The organism is Sulfitobacter sp. SH22 (genome assembly GCF_965641905.1).
Lineage (GTDB): Bacteria > Pseudomonadota > Alphaproteobacteria > Rhodobacterales > Rhodobacteraceae > Sulfitobacter.
Map to the genome: position 1 here is coordinate 3,380,942 of NZ_OZ282573.1, position 14,171 is coordinate 3,395,112.

At 58.0% G+C, this 14,171-nt stretch carries 12 protein-coding genes; 7 read left to right on the forward strand and 5 right to left on the reverse strand.

The window, feature by feature from the left end; translation table 11 throughout:
- Nucleotides 1–78 precede the first annotated feature (78 nt).
- Nucleotides 79–378, reverse strand: a complete 300-nt coding sequence (locus tag ACSQ13_RS18490) for a hypothetical protein (RefSeq protein ID WP_295508287.1) — start codon at nucleotides 376–378, stop codon at nucleotides 79–81.
- Between the two features lies 1 nt (nucleotide 379).
- Between ACSQ13_RS18490 and ACSQ13_RS18495 the strand changes: the two genes are divergently transcribed.
- Both ACSQ13_RS18495 and ACSQ13_RS18500 read left to right on the forward strand, forming a co-directional pair.
- Nucleotides 380–2,815 carry a mechanosensitive ion channel domain-containing protein gene (locus tag ACSQ13_RS18495; protein ID WP_295508289.1) on the forward strand — a complete coding sequence of 812 codons (2,436 nt, stop codon included), beginning with the start codon at nucleotides 380–382 and terminating at the stop codon, nucleotides 2,813–2,815.
- A 66-nt stretch (nucleotides 2,816–2,881) separates the two neighbouring features.
- The gene (locus ACSQ13_RS18500) at nucleotides 2,882–3,652 is read left to right on the forward strand and encodes an MBL fold metallo-hydrolase (RefSeq protein WP_176251213.1); all 771 of its coding nucleotides are present in this window, start codon (nucleotides 2,882–2,884) and stop codon (nucleotides 3,650–3,652) included.
- Nucleotides 3,653–3,746: 94 nt separating this feature from the next.
- Here ACSQ13_RS18500 and ACSQ13_RS18505 read toward each other — a convergent pair whose 3' ends face one another.
- The 4 genes from ACSQ13_RS18505 to ACSQ13_RS18520 are packed head-to-tail and all read right to left on the reverse strand — an operon-like array spanning nucleotide 3,747 to nucleotide 9,604.
- Nucleotides 3,747–4,901 (reverse strand): ABC transporter permease, encoded by a 1,155-nt coding sequence (locus ACSQ13_RS18505; RefSeq protein ID WP_295508292.1) that lies wholly within the window; start codon nucleotides 4,899–4,901, stop codon nucleotides 3,747–3,749.
- Nucleotides 4,901–5,926 carry an ABC transporter permease gene (locus tag ACSQ13_RS18510; RefSeq protein ID WP_176251215.1) on the reverse strand — a complete coding sequence of 342 codons (1,026 nt, stop codon included), beginning with the start codon at nucleotides 5,924–5,926 and terminating at the stop codon, nucleotides 4,901–4,903. The genes ACSQ13_RS18505 and ACSQ13_RS18510 overlap by 1 nt, the downstream gene beginning before the upstream one ends.
- A complete protein-coding gene (locus ACSQ13_RS18515; RefSeq protein WP_295508296.1) occupies nucleotides 5,923–7,842 on the reverse strand; it encodes an ABC transporter substrate-binding protein in 1,920 nt (639 codons plus the stop codon). The genes ACSQ13_RS18510 and ACSQ13_RS18515 overlap by 4 nt, the downstream gene beginning before the upstream one ends.
- A complete protein-coding gene (locus tag ACSQ13_RS18520; protein ID WP_295508298.1) occupies nucleotides 7,835–9,604 on the reverse strand; it encodes an ABC transporter ATP-binding protein in 1,770 nt (589 codons plus the stop codon). Before ACSQ13_RS18520 ends, ACSQ13_RS18515 begins: the two co-directional genes overlap by 8 nt.
- Nucleotides 9,605–9,758: 154 nt before the next feature.
- Between ACSQ13_RS18520 and ACSQ13_RS18525 the strand changes: the two genes are divergently transcribed.
- From ACSQ13_RS18525 to ACSQ13_RS18545, 5 genes are all read left to right on the forward strand, one after another.
- Entirely contained in the window at nucleotides 9,759–10,247 is a 489-nt protein-coding gene (locus ACSQ13_RS18525; RefSeq protein ID WP_176251218.1) for a class I SAM-dependent methyltransferase, read from the forward strand.
- 175 nt (nucleotides 10,248–10,422) lie between these two features.
- On the forward strand, nucleotides 10,423–11,478 hold the full coding sequence (locus ACSQ13_RS18530) for a C4-dicarboxylate TRAP transporter substrate-binding protein (protein ID WP_295508300.1): 1,056 nt from the start codon (nucleotides 10,423–10,425) through the stop codon (nucleotides 11,476–11,478).
- A gap of 29 nt (nucleotides 11,479–11,507) precedes the next feature.
- A complete protein-coding gene (locus tag ACSQ13_RS18535; protein ID WP_176251220.1) occupies nucleotides 11,508–12,041 on the forward strand; it encodes a TRAP transporter small permease in 534 nt (177 codons plus the stop codon).
- Complete coding sequence (locus ACSQ13_RS18540) at nucleotides 12,041–13,381, forward strand: TRAP transporter large permease (RefSeq protein WP_176251221.1); 1,341 nt, start codon at nucleotides 12,041–12,043, stop codon at nucleotides 13,379–13,381. Before ACSQ13_RS18535 ends, ACSQ13_RS18540 begins: the two co-directional genes overlap by 1 nt.
- On the forward strand, nucleotides 13,378–14,154 hold the full coding sequence (locus ACSQ13_RS18545; protein ID WP_176251222.1) for an IclR family transcriptional regulator: 777 nt from the start codon (nucleotides 13,378–13,380) through the stop codon (nucleotides 14,152–14,154). Before ACSQ13_RS18540 ends, ACSQ13_RS18545 begins: the two co-directional genes overlap by 4 nt.
- Nucleotides 14,155–14,171: the final 17 nt, after the last annotated feature.

Genomic DNA, 14,171 nt, shown 5'->3' on the forward strand with positions numbered 1-14,171 from the left:
CTTGGTTTGAAAGCCTTACGTCACAGATCTTAACCTGTTTTGCGAAAGAACCCTCAAATGTCAAAAACAACTTCGCCGCTACGGGTGAAACTGGATGATCTGTTGTGGCAATTTGTTCAATGTTTCAAACTCTGTGCGTAATGCGATCAGCTGGACACGGCAATTGCCGGATGTGAGGTTGAACATAGGTGGTCCTTTTTCGGGGCGCGCGACGCCAGCGCGCTGATAATTGCTAGCATGATCAAACAGTTCTTGCACCTTGGAAATATACCGAAGCCGCTCGTGCGTGGCCTGTTGAGGTGGGGGCAGATCGCATGATTGCAATAGCATTGGCGCTGGCATAGCGTCTTTTGAGCCATTTTCGGTCAAGCGAGGCATTATGCGGCACCTGTTTTTATCACTTCTTTTGTCGTTCATGCTGGCCGCAATCGGTCACGAGGCAACCGCGCAAGGGTTGCAATCGCTGTTTCCGTCCGCGCAATCGACAGCCAGCGCGGATGACACCCGCATTGAGGAGGTCATCAAACAGGCCGCCGAAAACGGTGTGGGCGTGGTGGTGATCGACAGCACGGGCAAACTACTTAATCAGGTGGATGCACCCGCTGCGACGTCGGCAAATGGCGGTCTTGATAATCCGGAGGCTGACCAGGAACATTCGGCCTTGATGCAGCTTCAAGAGCGCACGAACGGGTTTCGCCGCGCCTTGATTACCCGCATCGTGCAATTGCCGGACGCAATCAACGAAGTGCTGTACATCTTGCGTGCTGCCAGCCCGGACGGCACGCTTTGGGCCTTTGGCAAGGCATTGCTGATTTCGCTGGGGCTGTTCGGCATCGGGGTGATCGTCGAACGAGAGGTCTTTGGCAAACGCTTCGCCCGAAGCTTTGTCACGGCCCGCGTCATGGATAATCCGGTCGGTTATGCCGAAAAGATGCCGTTTCTGGTGTTCCGGTTTTTTATGGGCGTTATCGGTATTCTGGTGTCGATGGCTGTTGCCTATCTGCTGGGCTGGATCATCTTTGGCGGGCTGGAAGACACCGCCATGCAATTTACCGTCACCCTGATCAACATCGGCTATTTCATCTGCCGGTTTTTTGCCGGGCTTTGGCGGATGATCCTGTCCCCTTTCCTCGCGCAATACCGCATTCCGGTTTTCAACGACCGCGATGCGAAAAGCTTGCATCGCTGGCTATGGATTCTGGCAAGCCTTGATACCTGCGCGATCCTGTTCGGCATGTGGATCGCCGAACTGGGCCTGAACTATGACGTCTACGCCTTTATCGCGTCTTTGATGTCCGCTTTGATCGTGCTGGCCAATATCTTGATGGTTTATGTAAACCGACGCGCCATTTCAAACGCGTTGCGTCACGGCAAGCCCGCCGATGAAGTCAGCTTTGTCGCGCGGCTGTTGTCGAAAGTCTGGGCCCCTGCCATTGTTGTCTATGTGCTGTTTGCCTGGGTCGAACTGACCTATGATCTGGTGCTGGAAAACCCCAGCTCGATCCCGTTGATCGCGGGGGCCTACGGGATCATCGTGTCGATCATTGTCGTTTACGGGGTCATCAACTTTGGTATCGAACGCGGCTTTGCGCGGGCCCGCAACATGCGCCGGCTGAACGAGATCAGGGATGAACAGGCCGCCGTCCGCGATGCCGCCGGACAGGCCGGAGAACCCGGCGACGCAGCATTTGATACCAACGAGGCCGCGCGGCTTGCTTTGGCCGAAGAACAGGCGCGTGCAAAGATTCTGCCCCGCCGTTCGCTGAATACATTCGAAGCGCTGGCCAGACGGGTCGCAGCCATTCTGGCCTTTGTCGCGGGGGCCTATGCGTTCTTTTTCATATGGGACAATGAAAGCGCGCAAATGGTCGAAAGTCTGGCAGACCGTTTGCTGGATATTATGGTCATCCTCTTTATCGGCTATGTCGTGTATCACGCCTTTCGGATCTGGATCGACACCAAGATCGAGGCAGAAGCCGGTGACCAGCCCGAAGCCGAACTGGGCGACGAGGGCAGCGGCGCTTCCTCTGCCAGCCGCCTTGCCACGCTGCTGCCGTTGTTTCGCAATTTCATTCTGATCGTTGTGGTGGTCACGATTGTGCTGATTGTCCTGATGGAATTCGGCATCAATGTGGGTCCCTTGTTCGCAGGTGCCGGTATCGTGGGCGTCGCGGTGGGCTTTGGCTCGCAGGCGCTGGTGCGCGATATTTTCGCGGGTGCGTTCTTTTTGTTCGACGATGCGTTTCGCAAGGGCGAATATCTGGATGTGGGCGGGGTCAAAGGCACGGTCGAAAAGATATCAGTGCGGTCCTTTCAACTGCGGCACCATCTGGGGGCGTTGCACACCATACCATTTGGCGAATTGCAGGTCATGACGAATTATTCGCGCGACTGGGTGATCATGAAACTGCCGTTGCGGGTGACCTATGACACAGACGTTGAAAAAGTCCGCAAGCTGATCAAGAAACTGGGGGTCGAGTTGCTGGATGATCCGGTGATCGGCGAGAATTTCATCCAGCCGCTGAAATCCCAAGGCGTGATTGAAATGCAGGATTCAGCGATGATCATCCGGGTCAAGTTCATGACCAAACCCGGCGATCAATGGCTGGTCCGCAAACGGGTCTACGAGGAAATCCGGTCGCTGTTCGAGCGCGAAGGCATCCGCTTTGCCCATCGCGAAGTCACGGTGCGTCTGGCTGATGGCAAGGTCGACAGCCTGAGCGACCAGGAGCGCAAGGCGGTCACTGCGGCGGCTCAAGCCTCCATCGAGGAAGACATGATGGATGCGCCTGAACCAGGTGGGGATGATCGTTAACATATCTGTGATTGAAATGTGTCTGATGCGGCCTAGGTGAAGGCCCAGCTTTAACAGGAGGTTCAAATGACCCATTCCAGACGCCAGTTTCTAGCCACATCTGCTGCTGCGGCAGGTGTGATCACCATGTTGCCCTATGCCGCGCAGGCGGCCGCCCACGGTGGCCACATGTTCCCGGTCAAGGGGGGCGAGGTCAAAGTCCATCCCGTCGATCACGCATCCTTTGTGATGGAGACACCGGTCGGGGTGATCTATAACGATCCGGTAGGTGACGCCGCAAACTATGCCGATTTCCCGGCCCCTGATCTGATCTTGATTACCCACGAACATGGCGATCACTATAACGCGGACACGCTTGCCGCTGTAGTCGGCCAGAACACACAGATCATCGCAAACCCGGCTGTATTTGAAATGCTGCCCGATGCGTTGAAGGCCCGGGCCACCCTGTTGGCCAATAGCCATGTCGCGATGTTCAATGGCGTGATTATCGAGGCGGTTCCGGCGTATAACACCACCGAAGAGCGCAAGAATTTCCACCCTATGGGGCGCGACAACGGCTATGTCGTGAACCTGCCGGAATTCCGCGTGTATATTTCGGGCGATACAGAAGGCACGCCAGAAATGCGCGCCTTGGAGAACATCGATCTGGCATTTGTCTGCATGAACCTGCCGTTTACCATGGATGCAGAGGCCGCAGCCGCTGCGGTGTCGGAATTCAAGCCGTCGTTTGTCTATCCCTACCATTTCCGCGGGCGTGACGGTGGCACGCAGGATCCGGCAGAGTTTGCCAAGATGGTTGCACAAGGTACCGAAGTTAAGATTGCGGACTGGTACTGATTTTTCCGGTTTCCGGTTGCCTTTGGCAACCGGACCGATGCGGGGGGCCAACCCCCCGCGCCCCCCGGGATATTTTCGAGCCAGAGAAGGGGCTTTAGTTTTTGTAGGGGTCCAGGCAGGCACGCAACCCGTCGCCCAGGAAGTTGAAGGCCAGCACCACCACGATGATCGGCAGCATCGGGATGGCCGTCCACCAGTAGATTTCGATGCTCGCCAGATTTTGCGCATCGTTCAGCATGACGCCCCAGCTGACAGCCGGTGCGCGCAGGCCGAGCCCCAGAAAGCTGAGGGCGGTTTCACCGAGGATCATCGCGGGGATAGACAAGGTTGCACTGGCGATCAGGTGTGACATGAAATTTGGCAGCAAATGTTTGCGGATCACCCGCGAAGGTCTGGCCCCCATCATTTCCGCCGCTTTCACATATTCCTCTTCGCGCAGGCTCAGGAATTTGGAGCGGACAGCGCGGGCGAGGCCGGGCCAGTCCAGAATTCCAAGTATGATCGAGATGATAAAGAACACCGAAACCGGACCCCAGTTGGACGGTACGGCGGCTGAAAGCGCCAGCCAGAGGGGCAGTTCGGGGAGCGAGCGCAGGATTTCGATCATGCGGTTGACGATCCAGTCGGTCTTGCCGCCGAAATATCCCGCCAGCGCGCCAAAGAAGATCCCCAGCACAAAGGAAACGGTTATCCCGATCAGGCCAACGGTGAGCGACAGTTGTGCGCCGAACAATATCCGGCTGAACACATCGCGGCCCAGACGGTCAGACCCCCACAGGAACACGGTCGCGCCTTCGGGGGCACAGAACAGGTGGGTGTCGGAGGGGATCAGCGCGAAAATATGGTAGGTTTCGCCCTTGCAGAAGAACTCAAGTTTGCGCGGTTTGGTCTCATCCGTTTCGTAGACCCAGCGGAAGTTGACCAGATCAGCGGTGCCTGTCGTTTCATAGACATAGGGGCCGATGAAATCACCTTCGTGCCAGAAATTGATGCTTTGTGGTGGCGAATACAGATGTTCGGCATTGCGCTCGTTGGGGGTGTAGGGCGCAATGAAACCGGCAATCGGCAGGATCAGATAGCAAAATGCCAAGAACAGCCCTGACACCAGCGCCAGCTTGTGGCGGCGGAATTTGCGCCACATCAGCCGGGCAACCGAGGCATCCATATCCGAGCGTTCTGGCGCAGAGTGATCGACGACATCCACCCAGGGGGTCGTGTCGATAAAGCGGTTATCGGGTTGAGTTGCCATTATCCACGCGCCCCATAGCGGATGCGCGGGTCAAGCAGGACCAGCAGCATGTCAGAGATCATCGTGCCGATCAGCGTCAGCAAGGCCACGAACATCAGGATAAAGGCCGCAAGGAACTGATCCTGGGATTTGAGCGCGATCAGCAGCGACGGGCCGATGGTTTGCAGGCCCAGCACAACCGATACCAGAACCGAGCCCGAGATCATCGCAGGCAGCAGGTTGCCGATGTCGGCGACAAAGGGGTTGAACGCCATGCGCAGGGGATATTTCGCCAGCAGTCGCGCGGGGGCCAGTCCCTTGGCTTTGGCAGTGTCGACATAGGGTTTGCCCAATTCGTCCAGCATGTTCGCCCGCAGCCGCTGCATCATGGCGGCAGCGCCGGCGGTACCGATCACAAAGGTCGGGACAATCAGATGCAGCAGGATCGACTGGACCTTGGCCCAAGACATCGGTTCGCCCTCAAGTTCCGGTGCCATGAGCCCGCCAATGGGCAGGTCGAAATAGCGGTGCCCGTAATAGAACAGGATCAGCGCCAGCAGAAAGTTCGGCGTGGCAAGGCCAAGGTAGCCGATAAAGCCGGCGGTATAATCGACCCATGTTTCGGATTTGGCCGCCGCCAGCACGCCCAGAGGCAAGGCGATAAGATACACAAACAAAACCGCAGCAAGGTTCACCAACACCGTCATCCACAGGGCGTTGCCGACGATTTCAGCAACGGGGCGGTCGAATTCAAAGGACCAGCCGAAGTTCCCCTGCAGCAGCCCTGCGTATCCTTGCGGGCCCGGTGCTGCACCTGCCCAGATCAGATATTGTTTCCAGATCGGCTGGTCGAGCGCATATTCGTGGCGCAGGAATTCGGCCTTGGCCACACCTTCGACCTGACCTGTGGCGCGCAGTTCGGCAATCTGGTTAGACAAATAGTCACCCGGCGGCAGGTTGATGATGACAAAGACCAAGACGGACACAACCGCGAGGGTCAGGAGCATGGTGATGAAACGCCAGACTGCGTATCTAAGAAAGATCATCGGCTTACCTGTACTAGTGGGTCTTCGAGATAGAATTCATCAATCCGGTGGATGCCGAAATGCGCGCCCGGATCATAGGCCCAGACACCATTTTCTGGCACATTCTTGAGCCGGTTGGACACGACAATGGGTTGCGGCGCTTCGGATAGAATGCCGATGGCGAATTGCTGGTCGGCGTGGATTTCAAGCATCCGGTCCCAGATTGCTGTGCGTTCTTGCGTATCATCGGTGCGGGTCCAGCTTTCTGCCAGATCCATCAGTTCTTGGGCGGGTTGCAGATCGGGGGCTTCGCCCGATTGGCCCATGGTCTGGTAATATTGTCCCCACATCGGCCAGGCAAAGAATTCCTGATTGGTCGGGGCCAGATATTTGGGCGATGTTGCCGGGCCGGGGAGGCCGTTATCCCAACCGAACCAGACGGCGGCCATCGTCGTGCCTGCGTAGATGCGATTGCGCAGGATGTCGCGGTCCAGCGGGCGCATGATCAGACGGATACCAAGGTCGCGCCAGGTATCGGTGATGATCGCCAGTGCGTTTTCTTCTTCGCTGCGTTCGCCAGCTGTTTCCACGACGAATTCCATCGGCCGGCCATCGGGCAGTTTGCGCAGACCCGATGGCATGCGTTCGGTCAGGCCCATCTCATCCAGCAGCGCGTTTGCAGCGTCGATGTCCAAGGCAGCCCATGCGTGCAAATCGGCCTCGTCGTACAGCACGCTTTGGGACAGGGCGGTCATCCCGCCTTCTTTGGCAAGGCCGAAATACAGCGCGCGGTTGATCATGCGGCGGTCGATACCAAGGCTAAGCGCGCGGCGGAACCGCACATCGCGCATGACGTCGCGCCAGACCGGATCGGCAAAATTCAGGTTCGGATAAATCGCGATCTGGCTGGCCGCACCATTGGCCCACAAAAAGACCTTGTATTTACCGCCGTCCACTTCGCCTTTTTTCAGGATCGAAATGTCAGGGAAATCCAGCCCGCGCGCCTGAAGGTCTACCTCGCCTGCGTTGGCCTTGGCCGCGATCAGGCCGCCGCCGACAACGTCCATGTTCACGACGTCGATATAAGGCAGCTGGATGCCGCGGCTGTCGATGCGGTGGTAATAGGGGTTTTTGACGAATAACTGGCGTGACCCGTCGCTGTCGCTGGTGTTCAGCCACGGCTGCAATGTCGGTTGTTGCGGGTTGTCGAATTTATACATGTTGTCGCGCTTGTTGTGCAGCGCGGCCCAGCTTTTCACCCTTGCGTCATCGACTTCGTCCGCAAGCTTTTCGGGATCGGCGAAATCGGCGTGAAACTGTTTCAGGTAATGGGCGGGGCGATAGATAAAGGGCGGGCTGGCCTGTGCCAGCAGGTGCAGGAAATCGGGGTTCGGATCGTCCCATTCAAACACGACCGTGAGCGGGTCGGGGAAGGTGACCCGGCCCAGTTTGTTTTCGACAAACATGAAATCAGGGGGGCCGCTGGGGGTGATCTCGGCGTTGTTGACGACGTTATCCCACCAGTATTTGAAATCATCCGACGTAAAGGGGGCACCGTCTGACCAGCGATGGCCGTTGCGCAGGTGCAGCGTATATTTGCGCCCCTGTTCCACATCGACGGATTTCAGAATGTCGGGGGCCAGCGAATAATCCGGCTGATACCCCACCAGCCGCGCATAGCCGTAGACCACCATCTGCCGCACGTCTTTGGACCGCGACACCAAGGTGCGCAACGTGCCACCTTGCGTGCCGAAACTGCGCCCCTTTGCGGCCAGATCGACGATCAACGGCTCTTGGGGCAGGCGGCTCTCGATCGGGGGCAGGTTGCCGCTGTCGACCTCTTGCGCCCAGAACGAGCTTTCTTGCAACGGCGGCAAGGTCGTCTGCGCCCAAAGTGGCGTGGCGACAAGCGACAGGGCGAGGGCGAGCTTACGCATGGCATCTGACCTTGTGACCGGGTTCGAGTTCACGCAAAGCGGGGGCCTGCATGCCTTCAAAACGGTATTCTTCCGGCCACAGCTGCGGGGAACCGGCCCCCTTGGCCACCAGATCCAGATCAATGGGGCGGTTGATGTCAGGCTCTGGCTGGGCCGCGATCAACGCTTTGGTATAAGGATGCTGCGGATTGTAAAACAACGTATCGGGGGGGGCCTGTTCCACGATGACACCTGCACGCATGACGGCGACTTCGTCCGCGATGCGCGCGACGACGGCCAGATCATGGCTGATGAACAGATAGCTCAGGTTGGCGCGTTCGCGGATGTCTTCGAGCAGGGTCAGGATCTGGTCCTGCACCGATACATCTAGGGCCGAGGTCGGTTCGTCACAGATCAGCAATCTGGGGTCCAGCGTCAACGCCCGCGCAATCGACAGGCGTTGCCGTTGCCCGCCCGAAAACGCGTGGGGAAAGCGGCGCAGCATGTTTGTGTCCAGACCAACCCAGCTTAACATCTCGGCGGCCTTGTCGCGCCGGTCAGCGGCTGACCCGATGCCGTGAATTTCCATCGGTTCTGTCAGCGCATCCTGAACCCGCATTCTGGGGCTGAGCGATGAATAGGGGTCTTGGAAAACCATCTGCGCCTGACGCTGAAACAAGGTGCGCTCGGTGCGGTCCATGTTGTGAATTGAAATCGGCTCCGCGCCCTTGTCGGGACGGAACAACACCTCGCCGCCTTCGTCAGGTGTTTCCGCGCCCATTGCGATGCGGGCACAGGTGGTTTTGCCCGATCCGCTTTCGCCGACGATGGCCAGGGTTTTGCCCCGTGAGACCTGCAAGTCCACGTTCTGGCAGGCGGAAACGGTGACCGGTTTGCGCCATCCGCCAGCCCGCATCGCATAGGTTTTCGACACGTTGCGCAGTTCAAGGATGACATCATCACGGACAGGCGGGCGGGCAGGGGTGGCAACCTGCGGGATCATCGGTGCCGCGGCAAACAGCTTGGCCGTATAGGGGTGCGCGGGGGCGTCCAGAACATCTTTGGCAAGGCCGCTTTCCATGACGCGGCCCTTGTTCATGACAACGACCTGCTGGGCCATATTGGCAACCACGCCCAAATCATGGGTGACAAGGATCACGCCCATGCCGGTGTCTTTTTGCAGGCTGCGGATCAGCCCCAAGACCTGCGCCTGCGTGGTCACGTCAAGCGCTGTGGTAGGTTCATCCGCGATCAGCAGTTCTGGCTTGGCGACCATGGCCATGGCGATCATCGCGCGCTGGCGCATCCCGCCGGACATTTCGAACGGATAGCTGCGCCAGGCCCGCACAGGATCGGCGAACCCCACCTGTTCGAACTGTTCCAGCACGCAGCGCTTGGCCTCGGCCCGGCCCATGTTGCGATGCAACCGCAAGACTTCGGCCACCTGATTGCCCAAACGGTGCAGGGGCGACAGGGACCGCATAGGTTCCTGGAAAATCATCGAAATCCGGTCGCCTCGGATGGCGCGCATTGCCTTTTCCGGCAGCGACATCAGCTCGGCCGTTCCGGTTGATCCGTGAAACTGGATGGACCCGCGGCGCAGCTGTGCGGCTTCGGGCAGAATGCGCAGCACCGACCGGCATGTCAGGGTTTTGCCCGACCCGCTTTCCCCGACAAGCGCCAGCGTTTCCCCGGCGTTCACGCAAAAACTGACGCCGTCCACAATGGGTGCGGCATCACCAAACCCGACTGTAAGGTCGTTTACTTCCAAAAGGGCAGTCATTCGGGTCCAAACGCTTTAAAACAGATCACTATGTGATAGAGTGAAGCCGATAATCAGGGCGGCGTCTAGGGGCCTTGGTCTTTGGCATAAGGATGCTACCTTGAGGGGTGGCGTAACCCCCGCGCAGCAAGCTGAAAATGAAAGTGATCCGAAAATGAGCCGTTTGGACGTATTTATCAATCGTATGGTGTCGCAGCGCGCCTGCCTGAATCATGCCGTCGAATTAACCAAAGGGCAGCCCGGTCCGGTGTTCGAACTGGGTTTGGGGAATGGCCGCACATTTCATCACATGCGAGAGATCATGCCCGAACGCGAGATTTTCGTTTTCGAGCGCGCAATCGCATCGAATCCCGACAGCACCCCTGCCGAGGATATGGTGTTTCTGGGGGATGTTTATGAAACCCTGCCAGCTGCATTAAAACGGTTCGGCCCCACGGTGCGGCTGATCCATGCTGATCTTGGGGGGCATGATCTGGCGAAAAACGATGCCTTTGCCAAAGCTCTGTCACCCTACATTGAGCCGCTGTTGGACCATGGCGGCATCATGGTTTCCAGTGACCGGATGTATTTCGATCACCTGCAAGAGATTCCCCTGCCAGCGGATGCAATTGAAGGGCGTTGCTTTATCTATCAGCGCGCCTGATGGTTCTGCTTTTTGGCTAAATAGCTGAATATAAACGAAATTAAATGCGCCGAAAGTGGAAAGTCATTTTCGGCGCACTATCCGCTTGCGGGTTGTGAATTCCGACCCTAGGTTCCATCATGACATAGTGAAACCATGTTTCGCATAGTGAAACAATTTCTTGGGAGGGAAATTCATGTCCTTTATCAAAAATCTGTCCTTTGCCGCTGTTCTGGGCGTTGCTGCCTCTGTTGCGGGTGCTGAAACCGTCTTGATCCACGGTGAAGCCGGACCAAACCGTGGCGCACGCGCAAACGCATTGCAGTGGTTCGCCGATCAGGTTGCCGAGCGTTCCGCCGGTGATCTGCGCATGGATATCCAATGGGGTGGCGCGCTGTTCAAGGCAAACGCGGCCGTTCAGTCCATCGCCGATGGCGTTGCCGACACAGGGTCGGTTATTGCCGTCTACTATCCGCAAGAGATGGCCGCCTATGGCATCGCGGATTTGCCTGTAAACAACCCTGATGCATGGGTCGGTATGCGTGCAACGGATGAACTGATGCGCACAAACCCTGCCATCGCCGAAAACCTTGCCGACAAGAACCTTGTCTATATCGGCACATGGACCACCAGCCAGGTCAACATCGGCTGCAAAGGCGATGCAATCCGGTTGGTCGCTGACATCGCAGGCAAGAAAGTGCGCGGCGTTGGCGCATATGGCAAAGTCTTTGGCGAAGAAGGTGCCAACATGGTCAACATGTCGATCTATGACGCGTACCAAGGGCTTGATACCGGTTTGATCGATTGCAGCCAGGGCTATTCCTATGCGGTTGCCGCGCTGAAGCAGGCCGAAGTGATCGACAGCTACACAATGCTGAACTGGGGCCAGGTTGGCGGTTTGGGTATCTTCATGAACAAAGACATGTTCGATTCCCTGACAGCGGAACAGCAAGACGTGCTGACCACCACCGGTGCCGACATGGCCGACGAATTTGGCCGCATGATCACCACAGCCAATGAAAACGCCATTGCATCGATGAAAGAACAGGGCGTCGAAATCATCGAACTGCCCGCAGAAGAGCGCGCAAAGCTGGTTGCGGGCGGTCAGAAGTTTCTGGGCGAATGGGCCGAGACCGCAAAAGCAGCGGGCCTGCCTGCCGACAAGATGCTGGAAGACTACGCCGCAATGATCGCCAAATACACGCAAGAGCGTGATACAAACGGCTATCCTTGGGCAAAAGCCAGCAACTAAACCATAGTTTTGAGGGAGGAGACGGGACCATGTTGGTACCATTAGAGAAAATCCTGCTGGGATTGGGCGCGGTTGCGGTCATCCTGCTGGGGGTCTTGATTACAACCAATGTGGTCGCGCGCGCTGTCTTTTCCTCAAGCGTGCCTGACAGCGTCACCATGGTGCGGGAATTGATGGTCGCGGCCATCCTTCTGCCCCTTGGTGCCGCCACGGCCAACCGCGCCCATATCAGCGTCGCGTTTGTGTCTGACCGGTTCGGGCCGCGTTTGCGGTCCTGGCTGATCGTTCTGGGGTCGGTGATGGGGATGATCGCCTTGGCCGCCCTGATCTATGCCGGTACCCGCGAATTCCTCAGCGTTTGGGAAAAAGGCAGCTTTTTCTACGGCGACCTGAACCTGCCGAAATGGCCCGGACGTCTGCTGTTCATCATCGGCATCGGGGCCTGTTGGCTGCGTCTGGCCGAACTGGCGATCCGCGACATCCGCACAATTCTGTCGGGCGGCATCGTATCGGACGAACAGAACCACACCATCGAAGCATTCGCTGAAAAGGAGGCGCTGTAATGGACGCGTCAACCATTGGTCTTATCGCATTTGGTGCGGTCCTGTTTTTGCTGGCCATGCGCGTGCCTATTGCCTTTGCGCTGGCATCGGTCGCGACAATCGGCACCTTCTTTATCTTTGCGTTCCGCACCGGCACCTTTATGCCCGAACGCGCCATTCGTGCCACCACGTCGATGGTGTTCTCGAATTCCTTCGATCTGATCCATTCCTATGATCTGTCGATGATCCCGCTTTTCGTGGCGCTGGGCCATATCGCCTATCGCGCCGACATCACGACCAAGATTTACCACGCGGCCAAGGTCTGGCTGACCCGCTTGCCCGGCGGTGTCGCAATGGCGTCCGTCATGGGCTGCGGCGGCTTTTCGGCCATCACCGGCAGTTCGATCGCCTGCGCATCGACGATGGGCCGGATTTGCACGCCTGAAATGCTGCGCATGGGCTATGACCCGCGTCTTGCCACCGCATCGGTGGCGGCAGGGGGCACGCTGGGGTCGCTGATCCCGCCGTCTGTCTTGTTCATCATCTACGGTATCTTTACCGAAACCTCGATCTCGTCCCTGTTTCTGGCGGGTGTGTTGCCGGGCCTGTTGACGCTGGCGGGGTTCATCCTCGTGATCGCGGTCTGGGTCTGGTATTCACCTGAAATCGCCCCCCCAACCGACGTGCGCTATTCCTCGTCTGAACGCTTTCGGGCCGCGATTGAGAGCTGGCCCGCGGTCATGTTGTTCGTGCTGATCATCGGCGGCATCTATGGTGGTATCTTTACCGCGACCGAAGCGGCGGCTGTCTGCGTGGTCGCGGCGACATTGATCGGCTTTGCCCAAGGCAAGCTGAACCTGCAAGGTCTGTGGGACGCGGTCAAGGAAACCTGCATCCAGACCTCGGCGATCTTTTTCATCGCGGCGGGTGCCAAGATTTTCGTGGCCTTTATCGCGCTGACCAATGTTGCGCCGATGATCGTGAATGTTGTGTCTGATGCGCAGCTTTCCGTGGTGGCCCTGATGATCGCGATTGCGGTGATCTATCTGGTGCTGGGCATGTTCCTTGATCCCATCGGCATCATGGTTCTGACCCTGCCGCTGATGATCCCGCTGGTTGAAAGCTATGACCTGAACCTGATCTGGTTCGGTGTTGTGGTGATCAAGCTGCTTGAGATCGGCCTGATTACACCGCCTGTGGGCCTGAACGTCTTTGTGATCGCCAACGTGGTCGGCAAGGACGCCCCGATCGACAAGATCTTTGCCGGGATCACACGGTTCCTCAGTGTGGACTTTATCGTGCTGATCCTGATCATGTCCTTTCCGATGATTTCCTTGCTGATCCCCTTGGGCGCGCGATGACCACAGAAGGAACAGACCGCAAGTTTGCAAACACCCTTGCCCGGGGGCTGGCCGTCTTGCGCGCCTTTCGGGCAAGCGACAGCGGTCTGACCCATGCGCAAATCTCCGAACGCACGGGCCTGCCAAAGCCGACGGTTTCGCGGCTGACCTATACCTTGTGCGAACTGGGGTATCTCAGCCACGGCGGGCGCAATGACCGCTTTCGCCTGGGGCCGTCGGCCATTGCGTTGGGCTCGGTCGCATCGGTTGCGGTCAATTTCCTTGATCTGGCGTCCGAGGCGATGCAGCAATTGGCCGATGATACGGGCACGCTGGCGCTGGTGGCGGTGCGCGACGATTCTAAGATGCTGCTGGTGCGCACATGGCGTCCGCGCAACGCATCGACCATCTGGCTTGAGCCGGGGCACCGGATTCCGGTGTTTGGGTCGTCCTCTGGCATGGCCGTCGTGGCGTCACTTGGCGAAGAACGCTTTGCGCAGTTGACGCCCCAAAAGGATATGCGAGAGTTCCGGTCGGAGGGATATTCGCAATTGATCGGGCAAGGTTTCACATATGCACCCAAGGGTACGCGCTATGCACGCACCATAAATGCCGTAAGCGTCCCCTATTTCGCCGAGGAATTCGGCGAGCCGGTGGCGTTTACCTGCGGGGCCATGCCCGGTGATCTGTCCGATGAACGTATCCGAGACGAAGTCGGCCCTGCGCTGCGCGAACTTGTACGCGCGCTGGAACAACGCACAGGCCGCACCCCGGCGCTCAGCCGCCGCGACTAAGGTGAATAGACAGGAAA

What these genes read in the sequence shown, in the direction of transcription:
- ACSQ13_RS18490 (WP_295508287.1), bottom strand. Translation starts at nt 378, where the DNA reads ATGCCTCGCTTGACCGAAAATGGCTCAAAAGACGCTATGCCAGCGCCA.
- ACSQ13_RS18495 (WP_295508289.1), top strand. Translation starts at nt 380, where the DNA reads ATGCGGCACCTGTTTTTATCACTTCTTTTGTCGTTCATGCTGGCCGCA.
- ACSQ13_RS18500 (WP_176251213.1), top strand. Translation starts at nt 2,882, where the DNA reads ATGACCCATTCCAGACGCCAGTTTCTAGCCACATCTGCTGCTGCGGCA.
- ACSQ13_RS18505 (WP_295508292.1), bottom strand. Translation starts at nt 4,901, where the DNA reads ATGGCAACTCAACCCGATAACCGCTTTATCGACACGACCCCCTGGGTG.
- ACSQ13_RS18510 (WP_176251215.1), bottom strand. Translation starts at nt 5,926, where the DNA reads ATGATCTTTCTTAGATACGCAGTCTGGCGTTTCATCACCATGCTCCTG.
- ACSQ13_RS18515 (WP_295508296.1), bottom strand. Translation starts at nt 7,842, where the DNA reads ATGCGTAAGCTCGCCCTCGCCCTGTCGCTTGTCGCCACGCCACTTTGG.
- ACSQ13_RS18520 (WP_295508298.1), bottom strand. Translation starts at nt 9,604, where the DNA reads ATGACTGCCCTTTTGGAAGTAAACGACCTTACAGTCGGGTTTGGTGAT.
- ACSQ13_RS18525 (WP_176251218.1), top strand. Translation starts at nt 9,759, where the DNA reads ATGAGCCGTTTGGACGTATTTATCAATCGTATGGTGTCGCAGCGCGCC.
- ACSQ13_RS18530 (WP_295508300.1), top strand. Translation starts at nt 10,423, where the DNA reads ATGTCCTTTATCAAAAATCTGTCCTTTGCCGCTGTTCTGGGCGTTGCT.
- ACSQ13_RS18535 (WP_176251220.1), top strand. Translation starts at nt 11,508, where the DNA reads ATGTTGGTACCATTAGAGAAAATCCTGCTGGGATTGGGCGCGGTTGCG.
- ACSQ13_RS18540 (WP_176251221.1), top strand. Translation starts at nt 12,041, where the DNA reads ATGGACGCGTCAACCATTGGTCTTATCGCATTTGGTGCGGTCCTGTTT.
- ACSQ13_RS18545 (WP_176251222.1), top strand. Translation starts at nt 13,378, where the DNA reads ATGACCACAGAAGGAACAGACCGCAAGTTTGCAAACACCCTTGCCCGG.